Source organism: Ensifer sp. 4252 (assembly GCF_050434565.1).
GTDB lineage: Bacteria > Pseudomonadota > Alphaproteobacteria > Rhizobiales > Rhizobiaceae > Ensifer.
In genome coordinates, this window is record NZ_JBNDIU010000001.1 from 766,537 (window position 1) to 781,839 (window position 15,303).

Below are 15,303 nucleotides of genomic sequence, written 5' to 3' on the forward strand. Positions count from 1 at the left end.
TTTCAAGGTAGGCGGCAAGATATGCGGGTTATTCGCCGTTGACGAAGGCCATGTCGGCGGCGGTCAGCGGCACGTGCCGGATCTCGCGGTTGACGAGGAAGTTCTCGTTTTCCTCGACGGTGTCGGCAAGTTCAACGACGGCGTCGTACCGCTCGCGGAACGCCTCGATGATCTCGTTGACAATCACCTCAGGTGCCGACGCGCCGGCAGAGAGGCCGACGGTGGAGATTTCGCCGATCGAATCCCAGTCTATTTCCGCTGCCCGCTGCACGAGAACGGACTTTTTCGCGCCGGCCTTCAGCGCCACTTCGACGAGGCGCTTGGAATTGGATGAGTTCGGCGCACCGACGACGAGGAACAGATCGCAGCCGGGTGCCGCCTGCTTGACCGCTTCCTGACGGTTGGTGGTGGCATAGCAGATCGAGTCGGCGGCCGGCGCCGTCAGATTGGGGAATCGCTCGTGCAGCCGCTTGATAACGCCCGCCGTATCGTCGACGGAAAGCGTGGTCTGGGTGACGAAACCGAGATTGTCCGGATCCGGCGGCATGTAGACATCCGCATCCTCGATCGTCTCGACGAGGGATACAGCGCCTTCCGGCAACTGCCCCATCGTGCCGATGACTTCGGGGTGGCCGGCATGACCGATCAGCACCACGTGGCGACCCAGCCGATTGTGGCGCATCGCCTGCTTGTGGACCTTGGAGACCAGCGGACATGTGGCGTCGAGGTAGAACAGGTTGCGCGTGTCGGCATCCGCAGGCACCGATTTCGGCACGCCATGGGCGGAAAACACCACCGGCTGCTTGCGATGCTCCGGCGGGATTTCATCGAGTTCCTCGACGAAAATTGCGCCCTTGGCTTCCAGCCCTTCGACCACATAGCGATTGTGCACGATCTCGTGGCGAACATAGACCGGCGCGCCGAATTCCTTCAACGCCAGGACGACGATCTGGATCGCCCGGTCGACGCCGGCGCAGAAGCCGCGCGGCCCGCAAAGGCGAATGGTGATCGGGGATTTTGCCGCGGATGATGCCATGGATCAGGATGCCAGTAGAACGAAAACAAGGGCTGCGATTGCCGGACCGCCCTGGATCAACAGGATGCGCGGCTTGACCGACCACGCGCCATATATAGCGGCAACGATCACGCACACAAGGAAGAACACCTTCAACTCGAAGGCAAATGACGCATCCGGCTGCAGCAGAGACCACAAAAGTCCGGCTGAAAGAAAGCCATTGTAAAGCCCCTGATTGGCGGCAAGCACCCGTGTCGCTTCCGCCTGCTCCGCCGTCATGCGGAACACCGAACGCCCCTCAGGCCTGGTCCACAGAAACATCTCCAGCACGAGAAAGCCGAGATGCAAAAGCGCCGTCAGCGCGATCAGGATCGTCGATATCAAACCCATTCCCCATGTCCCCCAGTTGCGTCGATCAGGGATAGCACGGCGCTGTTGGGCCGCCTACGGCTTGCGCCGCATGACAAAGACACCGCTGACGATGACCAGGGCTCCGGCAAGGCCGTACCAGGTCAGCGCATATTGCAGATGGCTGTTCGGCAGATCGAACTGGGTAACGCCGCCGATCGGAAGTCCGCCCGGATTGGGCGTCGCATCGGCATCGACGAAGAACGGCAGGACCTTGTCGGCGGAAAGCCCGACCGACGATGCCATCGTGTCGAGGTCCTTCCAGTAGAAAATATTCTTGGCGAGGTCGTTGTCCGGGACGATCGAAGACGGCTTTTCGGCGAGCTTCGGCCTTGCGAGGCCGTTGATCGCCACGGAGGCCGGGAGCTCGCCCGCCAGACGGGTCGACGACTCCTTCTGCTCAAACGGGACAAACCCGCGATTGACGAACAGGAAACGGCCGTCATCGAGCATCAGCGGCGTGAAGACATAATAGCCAGTGCGGCCGTTGTAGGTCGCGAAGAAGTGGCGCTCCCGACTGTGGTCGAACCTGCCGGGAACCGAGACGGTGCGGTAATCGATATCCCCGCCTTCGGCTGTGATCTTTTCGATCTCAGCAAGCGTCACCGGCGGTGCCGACCGACGCTCGGCAATTGCTTGAAGCAGGCCCTCTTTCCAGTGCAGCCGCTGCATCTGCCAGGTGCCGAGCGAGACGAGAATGGCGAAGGTGATCGCGAGCAGGATGAAGGCACCGAGGCGCGCAACAAGACTGCCCTTTTTCCGGGTCTCGATCTCAACCACGGTCGATCTCGCCCGGCCGCGCGTTGTTGCGATACTGCAGGTTGATGAGGATGCCCTTCAGCATGCGCGTCAGGCCGAGGCTGAAGACGATCGCCAGCGGTATCCAGAGCAGGAAATGCAGCCAGAGCGGCGGATTGAGGTTGACCTCCATCCAGAGTGCCGCGCCGACAACGATGAAGCCGACTATAAGGATGACGAAAACGACAGGACCATCGCCGGAATCGGCGAAGCGATAGTCGAGATCGCAGCTGGCGCAGGAGGGCTTTACCGTCAGGAACCCGTCGAACAGCTTGCCCTGGCCGCATCGCGGGCACAGGCCCTTGATGCCTGTCATGACCGGGTCGACCGGCGGATAGAGGGCTTTATCGTCACTCACGGATTGATCTCGATCGGGGTGTTGTTGGGAACCATGTCCCAGATTTCATCCATTTCCGCATTGGTAACCGCAATGCAGCCATCCGTCCAATCGAACATCTGCGTCATAAACGCCAGCCAGCCGAAATAATTGCGCTGGCCGTGGATCATGATCATGCCGCCGGGATCGACACCCTTGGCTGCCGCTGCCTTGATATCCTCGGGCCTGGGATAGGAGACGTGCATCGACAGGTGATAACCGCTCTTGTCGTTTCGCCAGTCCAGGACATAGAGACCTTCCGGCGTTCGCCGGTCGCCTTCGCGTTCCTTATGTCCGATGGGATTGCCACCAAGAGCGACCGAATATTGGCGCAGCATCTGACCGCCGCGATAGAGCTGCAGGATGCGCTTCTCCTTGTGCACAACCACGCGGTCCGCGAGATCGGCGGCGGAGGCTGAAAAGCATACCGCCAGAAGCCATGCCGCCGTCACCGCAGCCACGCGAATATTCATCTCAGCTCGCCCCATCGATTCCACCGCCATGCAAACAAAAAATAAGGCGACTGCATGGTCGCAGCCGCCTTATCGAGAAGAGCGTGAGCTCTATTCCTCTTACATGTGAGCGACAGGCGCGCCCCAACCACCCCAGATGTAGATGGAGAAGAAGAGGAAGAGCCAGACGACGTCAACGAAGTGCCAGTACCAGGCGGCCGCTTCGAAGCCGAAGTGCTGCTTCGGCGTGAAGTCGCCACGCAGCGCGCGCAGCAGGCAGACGAGCAGGAAGATCGTGCCGACGAGAACGTGGAAGCCGTGGAAACCGGTCGCCATGAAGAAGGTCGCGCCGTAGATCGAATCCTTGAAGGCGAACGGAGCATGCGCGTATTCGAAGCCCTGGACGTAGGAGAACAGCACGCCGAGCAGAACCGTCAACGTCAGGCCGTAGACCAGGCCCTTGCGGTCGTTGTGCAGCAATGCATGGTGGGCCCAGGTTACCGTGGTGCCGGAAAGCAGCAGGATGACGGTGTTGTAGAGCGGCAGGTGCCAAGGATCGAGAACCTCGATGCCCTTCGGCGGCCAGACGCCACCGGTGAAGGCCGTACGGGTCGCCTGGATGGCTTCGCCGGGGAAGAGGCTCGCGTCGAAATAGGCCCAGAACCAGGCGACGAAGAACATCACTTCCGAAGCGATGAACATGATCATGCCGTAACGCAGGTGCAGCGACACGACGCGGGTGTGGTGACCCTCGTGCGCTTCCTTCACCGTGTCCGACCACCAGCCGTACATGGTGTAGAGGACGACGGCGAGGCCGATGAAGAAGACCCACGGATTGGCAAGCTCTGCGCCGAACAGCTTGAACGAGCCGCCCGAGAGATAGCGCATGTAGCCGACACCGCCGAACGCCATGACGAATGCGCCGATCGAGGCAAGCAACGGCCAGGGGCTCGGGTCGATGATGTGGTAGTCGTGATTCTTCTGATGCGCATCGGCCATGTCAGTAATCCCCGATAGGTCTTTCTCTTGTCGCCCTTCCGGCTTAGCCGAAACGGGCCTCCAGTCAAAGTTTGTTCTCAGTTTCGCCCGTCTTCACCTGTGCGACCGGCTTCGACGGTTCGCGCGGGTAGAAGGTGTAGGAAAGCGTCAGTGTCTTGATGTCCTTGGTCTCGACCGCATTGACCATGTCCGGATCGACGAAGAATACCACCGGCATCTCCATCTCCTCTCCCGGCTGCAGGGTCGTTTCGGTAAAGCAGAAGCATTGAACCTTGTTGAAGTAGGCGCCCGCCTGCATCGGCGTGACGTTGAACGTCGCCTGGCCGGTCGTCGGCTTCGACGAAAGGTTCTTGGCGCGGTACATCACCTGCACCGTCTCGCCGATCCTGACGTCGATGTCGCGCTGGACCGGCTTGAACTCCCAGGGCAGACCGCCCGACGTATTGGCGTCGAAGGTGACCTTGACCTTTTCGTCGAGGATGACGTCGGATGCCTGCTCGACGCGCTGCGTCGTGCCGTTATAGCCGGTAACGCGGCAGAACATGTCGTAGAGAGGCACGGCCGCATAGGCCATGCCGGTCATGCCGACTACGAAGGCAACGCAGGTGCCGACGATGACGCCGTTCGAACGCTGCTTCTCACCGGGGTTCTGAGAGGTCGTCATATCGCGCTTCCTCAGTTGACCATGCCGTTGCCGAACTTGATCAGCGTGACGACGTAAAAGAGGACGACCAGTCCGGTCAGCACGAGACCGAGCGCAATGTTGCGGCCGCGGCGGGATTTCTTCTGGGCTTCGTTCAGCTTGACGGTTTCCATCAGGCAACACTCCCGGCATTCAGCCAGATATTGACGATCAGGTGATCCGCCATCAGGGCGGAGAAGATCACGAACAAATACATGATCGAGAAGGCGAAGAGCTTCTTGGCGGGCAGCATGCGCTCGTCCGACTCGGGCATGCGCAACACGCCGATCGAATACCAGACAAAGCCGAGACCAAGTACCGCTGCAACCGCCCCATATCCGATGCTCGCAAAACCGAGCAAGGTGGGACAGATGCCGATCAGCGCGGTCAGAACCGCATAGATGACGATCTGCTTCTTGGTCGTCGCCTGGCCGGCGACATTGGGCAGCATCGGCACGCCGACTGCGCCGTAATCGCCCATCTTGAACAGCGCGAGCGCCCAGAAATGCGCCGGCGTCCAAAGGAAGGTGATGAGGAAGAGAACGATGCTCTCGACCGATACGCCGCCGGTCACGCAGGCCCAGCCGATCATCGGCGGGAAGGCACCGGCAGCACCGCCGATGACGATGTTCTGCGGCGTCGAGCGCTTCAGCCACATCGTATAGATGACGGCGTAGAAGAAGATGGTGAAGGCGAGCAACCCGGCTGCGAGCCAATTGACGGCGAGCCCGAGGATGATCACGGAAAAGGCTGAGAGCGTCAGACCGAAGGCCAGCGCTTCCTCGGGCAGGATCTTGCCTGCCGGGATCGGACGCTTGGCCGTGCGGGTCATGACGGCGTCGATGTCGGCGTCATACCACATGTTGAGCGCGCCGGAGGCGCCGGCGCCAACGGCGATGCACAGGATGGCGATGAAACCGATGAAGGGATTGATGTGTCCGGGTGCAAGCACGAGGCCTGCAAGCGCCGTGAACACGACGAGCGACATGACGCGGGGTTTAAGAAGCTCGAAATAATCGCGTGCAGAGGCCTCGGACAGGCGCGGTGCACCATCCATGCCAACTGCTTCGTGATTGTCGATGACCGTCATGTCTCGTCCTTGATCGTCTTTTGCCCATACGGGCCGTCTTTTGCCGGTTCTCCGGCGGGGTGAAGCCGCCGGAACCGGCGGCTTCTGTTTCTTTCCCATCACTTGATGCGCGGGAGCTGTTCCCACTGGTGGAACGGTGGCGGCGAAGACAGCTGCCATTCCAGCGTGTTCGCACCCTCGCCCCACGGATTGTCGCCAGCGACGCGCTTCTTTGCGAAGGCTTCGGCAACACAGAAAAGGAAGATCAGCACGCCGACGGCTGCGATGTACGAGCCGTAGGACGACACCATGTTCCAGCCGGCATAGGCATCCGGATAGTCGATGTAGCGGCGCGGCATGCCAGCGAGACCCAGGAAGTGCTGCGGGAAGAAGATCAGGTTCACGCCGATGAACATGACCCAGAAGTGCAGCTTGCCGAGGAACTCGGAGTACATGTAGCCGGTCATCTTCGGGAACCAGTAGTACCAGGCAGCGAAGATCGCGAACACGGCGCCGAGCGACAGAACGTAGTGGAAGTGAGCAACCACGTAGTAGGTGTCGTGCAGCGAACGGTCGAGACCGGCGTTGGCGAGCTGAACGCCCGTGACGCCACCGACGGTGAACAGGAAGATGAAGCCGATCGCCCAGACCATCGGGGTCGTGAAGCGGATCGAACCACCCCACATCGTTGCGATCCACGAGAAGATCTTCACACCGGTCGGAACAGCGATAACCATCGTCGCGAAGACGAAGTAGCGCTGCGTGTCGAGCGACATGCCGACGGTGTACATGTGGTGCGCCCACACGATGAAGCCGACGGCGCCGATCGCGACCATGGCGTAGGCCATGCCGAGGTAGCCGAAGATCGGCTTGCGCGAGAAGGTGGAAACGATGTGGCTGACGATGCCGAAGCCCGGCAGGATCAGGATGTACACTTCCGGGTGACCGAAGAACCAGAACAGGTGCTGGAACAGGATCGGGTCGCCGCCGCCTTCAGGCGCGAAGAAGGCCGTGCCGAAGTTGCGGTCGGTCAGCAGCATGGTGATGCCGCCTGCCAGAACCGGCAGCGAGAGCAGAAGCAGGAAGGCGGTGATCAGAACCGACCAGGCAAACAGCGGCATCTTGTGCAGCGTCATGCCCGGAGCGCGCATGTTCAGGATCGTGGTGATGAAGTTGATCGCACCGAGGATCGACGAGGCACCGGCAATGTGCAGGCCGAGGATCACGAGATCCATCGCCGGCCCGGGCATGCCCGACGTCGAGAACGGTGGATAGATCGTCCATCCGCCCCCCGCACCATAGGCGCCCGCCGGACCTTCGACGAACATCGAAAGCAGAACCAGCAGGAAGGCCGGGATGATCAGCCAGAAGGAGATGTTGTTCATGCGCGGGAACGCCATGTCCGGCGCACCGATCATGATCGGAACCATCCAGTTGGCGAAGCCACCGATCAGCGCCGGCATGACCATGAAGAAGATCATGATGAGCGCGTGCGCGGTCGTGAACACGTTGAACATGTGCTTGCCGCCGTCGATGGCAGCGTCGCCCTCGAAGCCGTAAACCATCTGCGCCAGACCATGGAAGATCTGGATGCCCGGTTCCTGCAGCTCGGCGCGCATGAAGATCGACAGCGTGCCGCCGATGATGCCCGCGAAGATCGCGAAGATCAGGTAGAGCGTGCCGATGTCCTTGTGGTTGGTCGACAGAAACCAGCGCTGAAAGAAGGTCAACGGCTTGTGCGCGTGGTCTGCGTGGCCATGATCGGAATGATCATGGCGTTGGTCGTGATGAGCGGCTGTTCCAGCCATGGGTCGAGCTCCCCTTACCGATTACTGTGCGGCGTTAGCGGCGACGTCAACGGCCTTGGCCGCGCCGTCGATGGACGCCATGAGCGCCTTGTTCGCGTCGCCGATATTGGTTGCGGCGGCAGCGAGCCAGGCGTCGTATTTTTCCTGCGCAACAACGCGGATGGCGATCGGCATATAGGCGTGGTCCTTGCCGCAGAGCTCGGAACACTGGCCGTAGTAGAGGCCTTCGCGGTCAGCCTTGAACCAGGTTTCGTTCAGGCGGCCGGGAACAGCATCGATCTTAACGCCGAAGGCAGGCATTGCGAAAGCGTGGATGACGTCGGCAGCCGTGACGAGCAGACGAACGGTCTTGCCGATCGGAACGACGACTTCGTTGTCGACGGCGAGTAGACGCGGATATTCGACCTTGTCTTCCTTGCCGAGACTCGCACGATCTTCTTCCTTCATCAGCAGACTGTCGAAGGAGAGCGGGCTTTCGCCGACTTCATATTCATAGGACCAGTACCACTGGTTGCCCGTCGCCTTGACCGTCAGGTCCGGATTGGCCGGCGGTGTCAACTGCGCGGTCAGAAGCTGGAAGGACGGGATCGCCAGGAATAGCAGGATGATGACCGGACCAACGGTCCAGACAACTTCAATAGCGGTGTTGTGGCTGGTCTTGGAGGGAACCGGATTGACGCTCTCTCGGAATTTGACCACCACGACAATCAGCAGCAGGAGGACAAAGAGAGTGATCGGAATGATGAACCACAGGGTATAGTGCTCAAACCACGTGATCTCTTCCATAATGCCCGTCGCAGCCGTCTGAAAGTTCGTCTGCCAATCGACAGGCTTGTCAGCGAGGGCGCTCGAAGCAAAAAGCAGACAGGCAAGCGCTGCCATAACTGCATAAGCCTTATTTTTCACAATATGTCTCCCCAATGCGCTTGATCAGGATCAAACCGGAACGCAGAATCCCTGCGATACTGCAGCGCTTCAAACCACAGTTTGCCCAACGCCGCAACATCTGTGCAATCAACCCCATGCGGCATTTTTGCACAAATGCGACTTTTCTCACAGGCACCCCTCGGAACCCCAAGCGAATCGACTTATATGCCTCGATCTGCGCCACTGACGGCGCTATCACGCCGCGTCAGCGCGACAATGGCGTCCCGCGAGCCCAATTTCCGCCATACGGCGCTGGAATGTACCCCACAGGGCTTTTCATTTCCCCCCGCGCGCTTCAAGAATAGCCCTGATGATTCGACGTTTTGAGGTTTACATGGGCCTGCCCCTTTTCTCCCGACTGTCGGCTCTTGCCGCTCTCGGATTTGCCGTCCTCGCCCTTCCTACGGCGAGTGCTGCCCAACAACCCGCTGGCGCGCCCGGAACGGTCAAGTCCAACCACGGTGCATGGTCGATCGTCTGCGATCAGCCGGCAGGTGCGTCAACCGACCAATGCGCCCTGATGCAGAACGTCATCGCCGAAGACCGGCCGGAAGTCGGTCTCTCGGTCGTCGTGCTGAAAACCGCCGACCGCAAGGCGAAGATCCTGCGCGTTCTGGCGCCGCTCGGCGTGCTGTTGCCGAACGGCCTTGGCCTCAACGTCGACGGCAAGGATATCGGCCGCGCCTATTTCGTGCGCTGCTTCTCCGACGGCTGCTATGCCGAGGTCGTGCTCGAAGACGAACTGTTGAAGACCTTCCGCTCCGGCGCAACGGCAACCTTCATCGTCTTCCAGTCGCCGGAAGAAGGCATCGGCATTCCGGTCGATCTCAAGGGTTTTGGCGAAGGCTACGACGCCCTGCCGTAACGGTACCTGTCACCGACTTTTTTAGAAGCCGCGCCTCGTGCGCGGCTTTTTCGTTTCAGCGACCAAGGAACAGGCAAAAAATGGAAAAGCCCGGATGTTCGTCCGGGCTTCCAACACTTGAAGAGCTGCAGTCGTTCAGCTTCAGATGATGTCGGTCGCGGCGATCTTGATGCCGAAGCCTTCGAGGCCGACATAGTGGCGCTCGCGCGAGGCGATAAGCCGGATCGAGCTGATGCCGAGATCCTTCAGGATCTGCGCACCGAGACCGATCTCCAGCCATTCGCTTTCGCGGGCCTGTGCCTCGTCATGGGCTTCGCGGTCGTGCTTGCCCTTGCGGGCGGTCTGCGACACGCCGACGCCAACAGAGCCTTCACGCAGATAGACGATGACGCCCCTGCCCTCTTCGGCCATGCGCTTCATGATCCGGTCGATCTGGCAGTCCTTGCCGAAAACGTCGGCGCCGACGTTTTCAAGGTGCAGGCGAACCGGGATGTCGACGCCGTCCCGGATGTCGCCGAAAACGACGGCGAGGTGCTGCATCGGATCCCAGGGCAACGAGTAGGAATGCCCCTTGGCCATGCCGTAAGGCGTCTCGATGTCGAACGAGCCGCCCTGCTCGATCAGCGTTTCCTTGCGCTGACGGTAGGCTATCAGATCGGCGACCGAGACCTGCTTCAAACCGTGCTTTTCGGCAAACGCGCTGACCTGCGGGCCGCGCGTGACGGTGCCGTCATCATTGACCAGTTCACAGATGACGCCGATCGGCGGCAGGCTTGCGAGCTTGCAGAGATCGACGGCGGCCTCCGTATGGCCCGAGCGCATCAGAACGCCGCCTTCGCGGGCGACCAGCGGGAAGATGTGGCCGGGACGGACGAAATCGGTCGGGCCGACATTGGGGTTGGCGAGGTTGCGCACCGTCAGCGTGCGATCGTCGGCCGAGATACCGGTGGTCGTGCCGTGCTTGAAGTCGACCGAGACGGTAAAGGCGGTGGTGTGCGCCGAGTCGTTCTCTGCCACCATGGCATTGAGATTGAGGCGCTTTGCCTCTTCGCGCGGCATCGGAGTGCAGACGATGCCCGATGTGTGGCGCACGATGAAAGCCATCTTCTCCGGCGTACAATGGACCGCGGCGACGATCAGGTCGCCTTCATTCTCGCGACCGCCATCGTCAGTGACGACGACAATCTCGCCGGCTTCGAAGGCACGGATGGCATCAACGACACGCTTCTGGTCATAGGACATCTTGTTCTTCCCGAACTCTATTTGGGGCCGAATTATTTACAGCGCCGCGCGACTTCAGGCGCGCAAAGGTCGCTGTAACACTTTGAATTTCTGCATAATTTTATCCCTAAATCGATCCCGATTTAAGGAATTATGCAGTAAGGCGGCCGGTCTGGCCGCGATCACGCAGGTAGTGGTCCGCAATCGCGCAGGCAACCATCGCCTCGCCGATCGGCACCGCACGGATGCCGACGCAGGGGTCATGGCGACCCTTGGTGCGCACATCCACCTCGTTGCCGTCACTGTCGATCGAACGACGCTCGGTCAGGATAGAAGAAGTCGGCTTGATCGCAAAGCGGGCAATGACCGGCTGACCGGTCGAGATGCCGCCGAGGATGCCTCCGGCATTGTTGGACAGGAAGACGGGCTTGCCGTCTTCGCCGATGCGCATCTCATCGGCATTTTCCTCGCCGGTGATTTCGGCCGCGCCAAAACCGTTGCCGATCTCGACGCCCTTGACGGCATTGATCGACATCAGGTTTGCAGCGATGTCCTGGTCGAGCTTGGCGTAGATCGGCGCACCGATGCCGGCCGGCACGCCCTCGGCCACCACTTCGACGACGGCGCCGATGGACGAACCGGACTTGCGGATACCGTCCAGATACGCCTCCCAGACCGGCACGATCGCCGGGTCCGGCGCGAAGAACGGGTTGTTGTTGACCTCTGCCCAATCCCAATTGGCGCGGTCGATCTTGTGCTTGCCGATCTGGACGAGTGCAGCACGCACGACGAGGCCCGGCACCACCTTGCGGGCGATACCGCCGGCTGCGACGCGCGCCGCCGTTTCACGCGCCGACGAACGGCCGCCGCCGCGGTAGTCGCGAATGCCGTACTTGATGTCGTAGGTGTAGTCGGCATGCCCCGGGCGATAGCGCTTGGAGATCTCCGAATAGTCCTTCGAGCGCTGGTCGGTGTTTTCGATCAGCATCGAGATCGGCGTGCCGGTGGAGATCATCGTCTCACCGTCCTCATCCAGCATCACGCCGGAGAGAACCTTGACGAGATCGTCCTCACGGCGCTGCGTGACGAAGCGCGACTGACCGGGCTTGCGCTTGTCCAGCCAGGCCTGCAGTTCAGCCAGCGTGAAACGAATGCCGGGTGGGCACCCGTCCACCACGCAGCCGAGCGCGGGCCCATGGCTTTCGCCCCAGGTGGTGACGCGGAAGAGATGACCGAAGGTATTGTGCGACATGAGGCAACCGAACTCTGAGAAGCAACGGACGTACATGTTTCATGTACGGGCGCCACTCTCTTAGTGGAAAGCCGGGACAGGGGAAAGTCTTTCCGACGGGCGCTCCAAATTTGCGACCGGCTCAGGAGGCCAGCCGCAGCCCACGTTCGGTAGCGAACGCCAGGAAATTGTCTGCGCTCAGCGGCTTGGAGAAGGCATAGCCCTGCAGCAGATCGCAGCCGAGAATACCGAGCATCTCGGCGTGCGCCATGGTCTCCACACCTTCAGCCACCGTCTCGATGCCGAGCGAGCGGGCGATATCGATGATCGACCGGATCAACGCCTGCTCGGTGCGGGCGCTGAGAACCGGAACCACGAGCTGCCGATCGATCTTCAGCCGCTTCGGCTTGATCTTGAGCAGGCTGACGATGGACGTATGGCCCGTGCCGAAATCGTCGATCTCGATGTCGATGCCGAGTTTCTTGATGCCCTCGATATTGGCGGTGACGATGTCGTCGCTTTCATCGAGGAAGATCGACTCCACCAGTTCAAAGGAAATTTGCCCCGGCACGATGCTCAGGCCCTCCAGCGAGGCGAGCAGCCGCTCATCCTGCAGGCGCTTGGCCGAGACATTGACGGAGATCTTCGGCACACGCAGACCGGCAGCCGCCCATCGCATCTGGTCGGCCAGCGATTTCTCCAGGACGAGGCGGTCGAGGGCAGCGGTAACGTTCAGTTCATCGGCGATCGCCAGGAACTTGTCCGGCGTCAGAATTCCCTGGCGCGGATGGCGCCAGCGGATGAGCGCTTCCACGCCGGAGAGCGCCAATGTCGAGGCGTCGAACTGCGGTTGGTACCAGGGCACGAACTCGTCGCGCTCGATGCCTTCGAGGATTTCATCGGCGACGCGTTTGGCGGTGACGACTTCGGCCTGGAGGATCTGGGTGAAGAACTGATAGCGGTTGCGGCCGTTTTCCTTCGCCCGGTAGAGCGCCATGTCGGCATTGACCAGCAGCTTGCGTGCGTCGGCATGCGCCTGGCGGGCCACGGCAACACCGATGCTGACGCCGAAGCGACAAGGAAATCCGTTGTAATCGACGGGCTGGCGCATCTCGGCGATGATCCGGTCGCACAGCGCTGCTAGTGCGGCATCGCCGGGCGCGCCGGTGACGACGACGACAAATTCGTCGCCACCGATGCGCGCGACGATGTCACCCGGCGCAATGTTGGAGCGCAGGATCTCCGACGCATGAACCAGCATCGCATCTCCGGCCGCATGGCCGAGCGTGTCATTGATCTGCTTGAAACGGTCGAGGTCGATGTGAAGGATGGCGATGCTCTGGGGCGCATCGGCGCTCTGGCCGGTCAGGTGTTCAAGCGCCTTGTCCAGCATGCGGCGATTGCCAAGGCCGGTCAGCGGATCGTGCAGCGAATTGTGCTCGATGCGGGTCCGCGCCTGTTCGAGCTCGGCATTCTTGGCGTCGGCCATCGCCTTGGCGGCGCGCAATTGCTCGGTCATCACCACGTCGTCGGTCACATCAAGCGCAATGCCGACCAGCTTCCTGCGCCCCTCCGGCGAGACATGCAATTTGCCGACCGAGCGAATGTGCCTGAAGGCACCCTCCGCCAGAATCACGCGGGCCTGGTGCACATAGGTCTCACGGGCGCCGATCGCCGTGTTGACGGCCGATAGCGCGGATCCGCGATCGTCAGGATGCAGCGCGTTGAGCCAAGTCGCTTCGGTCGTTGCGCCGTCGGTGTAGACCAGCCCGTAGAGCTGGTGCATGCGCTCGTCCCAATAGGTAACGTTGCTGTCGAGATCCGCCTCCCACATGCCGCAACGATAGCTGTCGAGCGCCAGATCGAGCCGACGCGACAGCTTCTCCAGATCCTGCTCGCGTTCGTAGAGCCCCTTCAGGGCTTGCTCGAGTTCGAGGTTCTGCTGATCGACCTGCGCCTTGGCAGCTCCCAGCCTTTCGTTCTTGAGCACGTCGTCGGTCACGTCCCAGCTAATACCGGTGATCTTCGAGCGGCCGTCGACCCCCTGATGGCCGGAGCCGACATTGCGGATGTGTCGGATGCTGCCGTCAGCCAACACCACCCGGTACTGCGAACGGTATTCTAGGCCCTCGTCGAGGCTGCGGAAAAGCGCATTGGCGGCAATGCCGACATCCTCGGGGTGCACCGTCGAGCGCCATTCATCGTAGGTCGGCTCGTCATCATGGACGCTGAGCCCATGCAGATGGAACATGCGATCGTCCCAGGAGCGCTCCTGCGTGGCCTGATCGATTTCCCATATGCCGATCTTGGAGGCTTCGAGCGCCAGGTTGAGGCGATGCGAAAGCGTCATCACCTCGCCTTCGCGCGCCCTGAGCTTGGCGATGTTGCGCTGGCGCTCGTTGACCAGGCCGCCGGTCAACAGAATGGGAATGACGACGACGGCGACCGCCGCAGCAATCGCCAGGCGCAGGTCGGTGCTGTTTTCCGGAAGCTGATCCCAGCCACTGATCGGTGTCGCTGCCAGCTCCCAGACGCCGCCTGGGAGAACGAGCTGGCGCTTGGCCGGGGTCGTTCGGAAAACGCGATCATCGCCAAAGAAAGCATCCTGAATGCGCTCGGGTTCCGACACGTCGCGGATCGCGAGATGCACGTCGACATGACGGTGATCGCCCGTGAACTCCGGCGTCTCAACGCCTTCCTCAAGCAGGCGGGCGGATCGATAGAGGGCCTTTTCATCGATGATTGCTTCAACGTAGCCCCACCGCTCCATACGCCCCTGGATCTTGGCGAAGACCGGCAGGAAGAGTTCAAAGCCGTTGCGCCCGCTTGGCAGACGGATCGGCCCGATCATGACCGGTTTCACCGTCGACGACGCCCGCTCAACGGCGCGGCGGGTCGCCCCGAACTTGTTGAAGTCCGTGCCGACGAACCATTGCTGGCTTTCGCGCGGAAACGCGACGCGCACCACGCCACCCGGGGCTGCCGACGCCCGCGCCATCTGCGGGTTCTGCAGCAACAGCTTGGTCGACATGACGGTGAAATCGTCGGCGGTCATCTCAGGATGGACGCCGATGCTGTTGGCGAAACCATTAAGGGCCGCGATATTGGTATTGATCTCCGACTGGAGGCGATTGGCAATGAGGTTCAGTTCATTCTCGACGTCGATCCTGAGATCACTGCGGGAGTTTTCGCGGTTTTGGCGCTCATAGACATGGCCGCCGCTAAAGACGACGATGCCCGCGATGGCGGCCGGTATCAGCGACGGTTTCGCAAATCTGGCTGCCGCCCGAATGCGTTGGCGCAGAACGTCAACAATCTTCACTCTATTCCCCTCGATCCCCAACCAAAGGTAGCGATCGAGTCTTAAGATTGGCTTTCGTCACATTTCTTTGGAAAACCCTACAATTCATGGGGATACAATACGGAAGCACCGCTGGCTCCACCGGCCGAAC

15 protein-coding genes are annotated in these 15,303 nt (G+C 61.1%); 1 reads left to right on the top strand and 14 read right to left on the bottom strand.

Translation table 11 applies throughout. The annotated features are described in order from the left end of the window. Nucleotides 1-28: 28 nt before the first annotated feature. The 11 genes from ispH to coxB all read right to left on the bottom strand — a co-directional run bounded on the left by ispH (nt 29) and on the right by coxB (nt 8,513). Nucleotides 29-1,036: a 4-hydroxy-3-methylbut-2-enyl diphosphate reductase gene (gene ispH / locus ABIE33_RS03850; protein ID WP_429121593.1), complete on the bottom strand. Its 1,008-nt coding sequence runs from the start codon at nt 1,034-1,036 to the stop codon at nt 29-31. A 3-nt stretch (nt 1,037-1,039) separates the two neighbouring features. Beyond that, nucleotides 1,040-1,405, bottom strand: a complete 366-nt coding sequence (locus tag ABIE33_RS03855) for a DUF1304 domain-containing protein (RefSeq protein WP_429121596.1) — start codon at nt 1,403-1,405, stop codon at nt 1,040-1,042. Nucleotides 1,406-1,459: 54 nt separating this feature from the next. After that, entirely contained in the window at nt 1,460-2,203 is a 744-nt protein-coding gene (locus tag ABIE33_RS03860; RefSeq protein WP_429121599.1) for an SURF1 family protein, read from the bottom strand. Continuing rightward, entirely contained in the window at nt 2,196-2,579 is a 384-nt protein-coding gene (locus tag ABIE33_RS03865; RefSeq protein WP_429121602.1) for a DUF983 domain-containing protein, read from the bottom strand. The genes ABIE33_RS03860 and ABIE33_RS03865 overlap by 8 nt, the downstream gene beginning before the upstream one ends. Continuing rightward, a complete protein-coding gene (locus tag ABIE33_RS03870; protein ID WP_429121604.1) occupies nt 2,576-3,070 on the bottom strand; it encodes a L,D-transpeptidase family protein in 495 nt (164 codons plus the stop codon). The genes ABIE33_RS03865 and ABIE33_RS03870 overlap by 4 nt, the downstream gene beginning before the upstream one ends. A 99-nt stretch (nt 3,071-3,169) precedes the next feature. Beyond that, a complete protein-coding gene (locus ABIE33_RS03875; protein ID WP_429121607.1) occupies nt 3,170-4,048 on the bottom strand; it encodes a cytochrome c oxidase subunit 3 in 879 nt (292 codons plus the stop codon). A 64-nt stretch (nt 4,049-4,112) separates the two neighbouring features. Beyond that, nucleotides 4,113-4,712, bottom strand: coding sequence for a cytochrome c oxidase assembly protein (locus ABIE33_RS03880; RefSeq protein WP_429121610.1), 600 nt, complete (start codon nt 4,710-4,712; stop codon nt 4,113-4,115). 11 nt (nt 4,713-4,723) lie between these two features. Further along, entirely contained in the window at nt 4,724-4,864 is a 141-nt protein-coding gene (locus ABIE33_RS03885) for a hypothetical protein (protein WP_429121612.1), read from the bottom strand. Beyond that, nucleotides 4,864-5,820 (bottom strand): heme o synthase, encoded by a 957-nt coding sequence (locus tag ABIE33_RS03890; RefSeq protein WP_429121614.1) that lies wholly within the window; start codon nt 5,818-5,820, stop codon nt 4,864-4,866. Before ABIE33_RS03890 ends, ABIE33_RS03885 begins: the two co-directional genes overlap by 1 nt. 98 nt (nt 5,821-5,918) lie before the next feature. After that, nucleotides 5,919-7,607 (bottom strand): cytochrome c oxidase subunit I, encoded by a 1,689-nt coding sequence (gene ctaD / locus ABIE33_RS03895; RefSeq protein WP_077498062.1) that lies wholly within the window; start codon nt 7,605-7,607, stop codon nt 5,919-5,921. A gap of 21 nt (nt 7,608-7,628) precedes the next feature. Further along, nucleotides 7,629-8,513 (bottom strand): cytochrome c oxidase subunit II, encoded by an 885-nt coding sequence (coxB, locus tag ABIE33_RS03900; RefSeq protein WP_429121617.1) that lies wholly within the window; start codon nt 8,511-8,513, stop codon nt 7,629-7,631. Between the two features lie 355 nt (nt 8,514-8,868). On the opposite strand from coxB, the gene ABIE33_RS03905 reads away from it, so the two are divergent. Further along, nucleotides 8,869-9,399: an invasion associated locus B family protein gene (locus ABIE33_RS03905; RefSeq protein WP_025426170.1), complete on the top strand. Its 531-nt coding sequence runs from the start codon at nt 8,869-8,871 to the stop codon at nt 9,397-9,399. Between the two features lie 141 nt (nt 9,400-9,540). Here the strand turns inward: ABIE33_RS03905 and ribB are convergent, their stop codons facing one another. The 3 genes from ribB to ABIE33_RS03920 form a co-directional block, all read right to left on the bottom strand. Continuing rightward, complete coding sequence (gene ribB / locus ABIE33_RS03910) at nt 9,541-10,641, bottom strand: 3,4-dihydroxy-2-butanone-4-phosphate synthase (protein WP_429121621.1); 1,101 nt, start codon at nt 10,639-10,641, stop codon at nt 9,541-9,543. Between the two features lie 130 nt (nt 10,642-10,771). Continuing rightward, entirely contained in the window at nt 10,772-11,872 is a 1,101-nt protein-coding gene (aroC, locus tag ABIE33_RS03915; RefSeq protein WP_429121624.1) for a chorismate synthase, read from the bottom strand. Nucleotides 11,873-11,993: 121 nt separating this feature from the next. Next, nucleotides 11,994-15,173 (bottom strand): bifunctional diguanylate cyclase/phosphodiesterase, encoded by a 3,180-nt coding sequence (locus ABIE33_RS03920; protein WP_429121627.1) that lies wholly within the window; start codon nt 15,171-15,173, stop codon nt 11,994-11,996. Between the last annotated feature and the right edge of the window lie 130 nt (nt 15,174-15,303).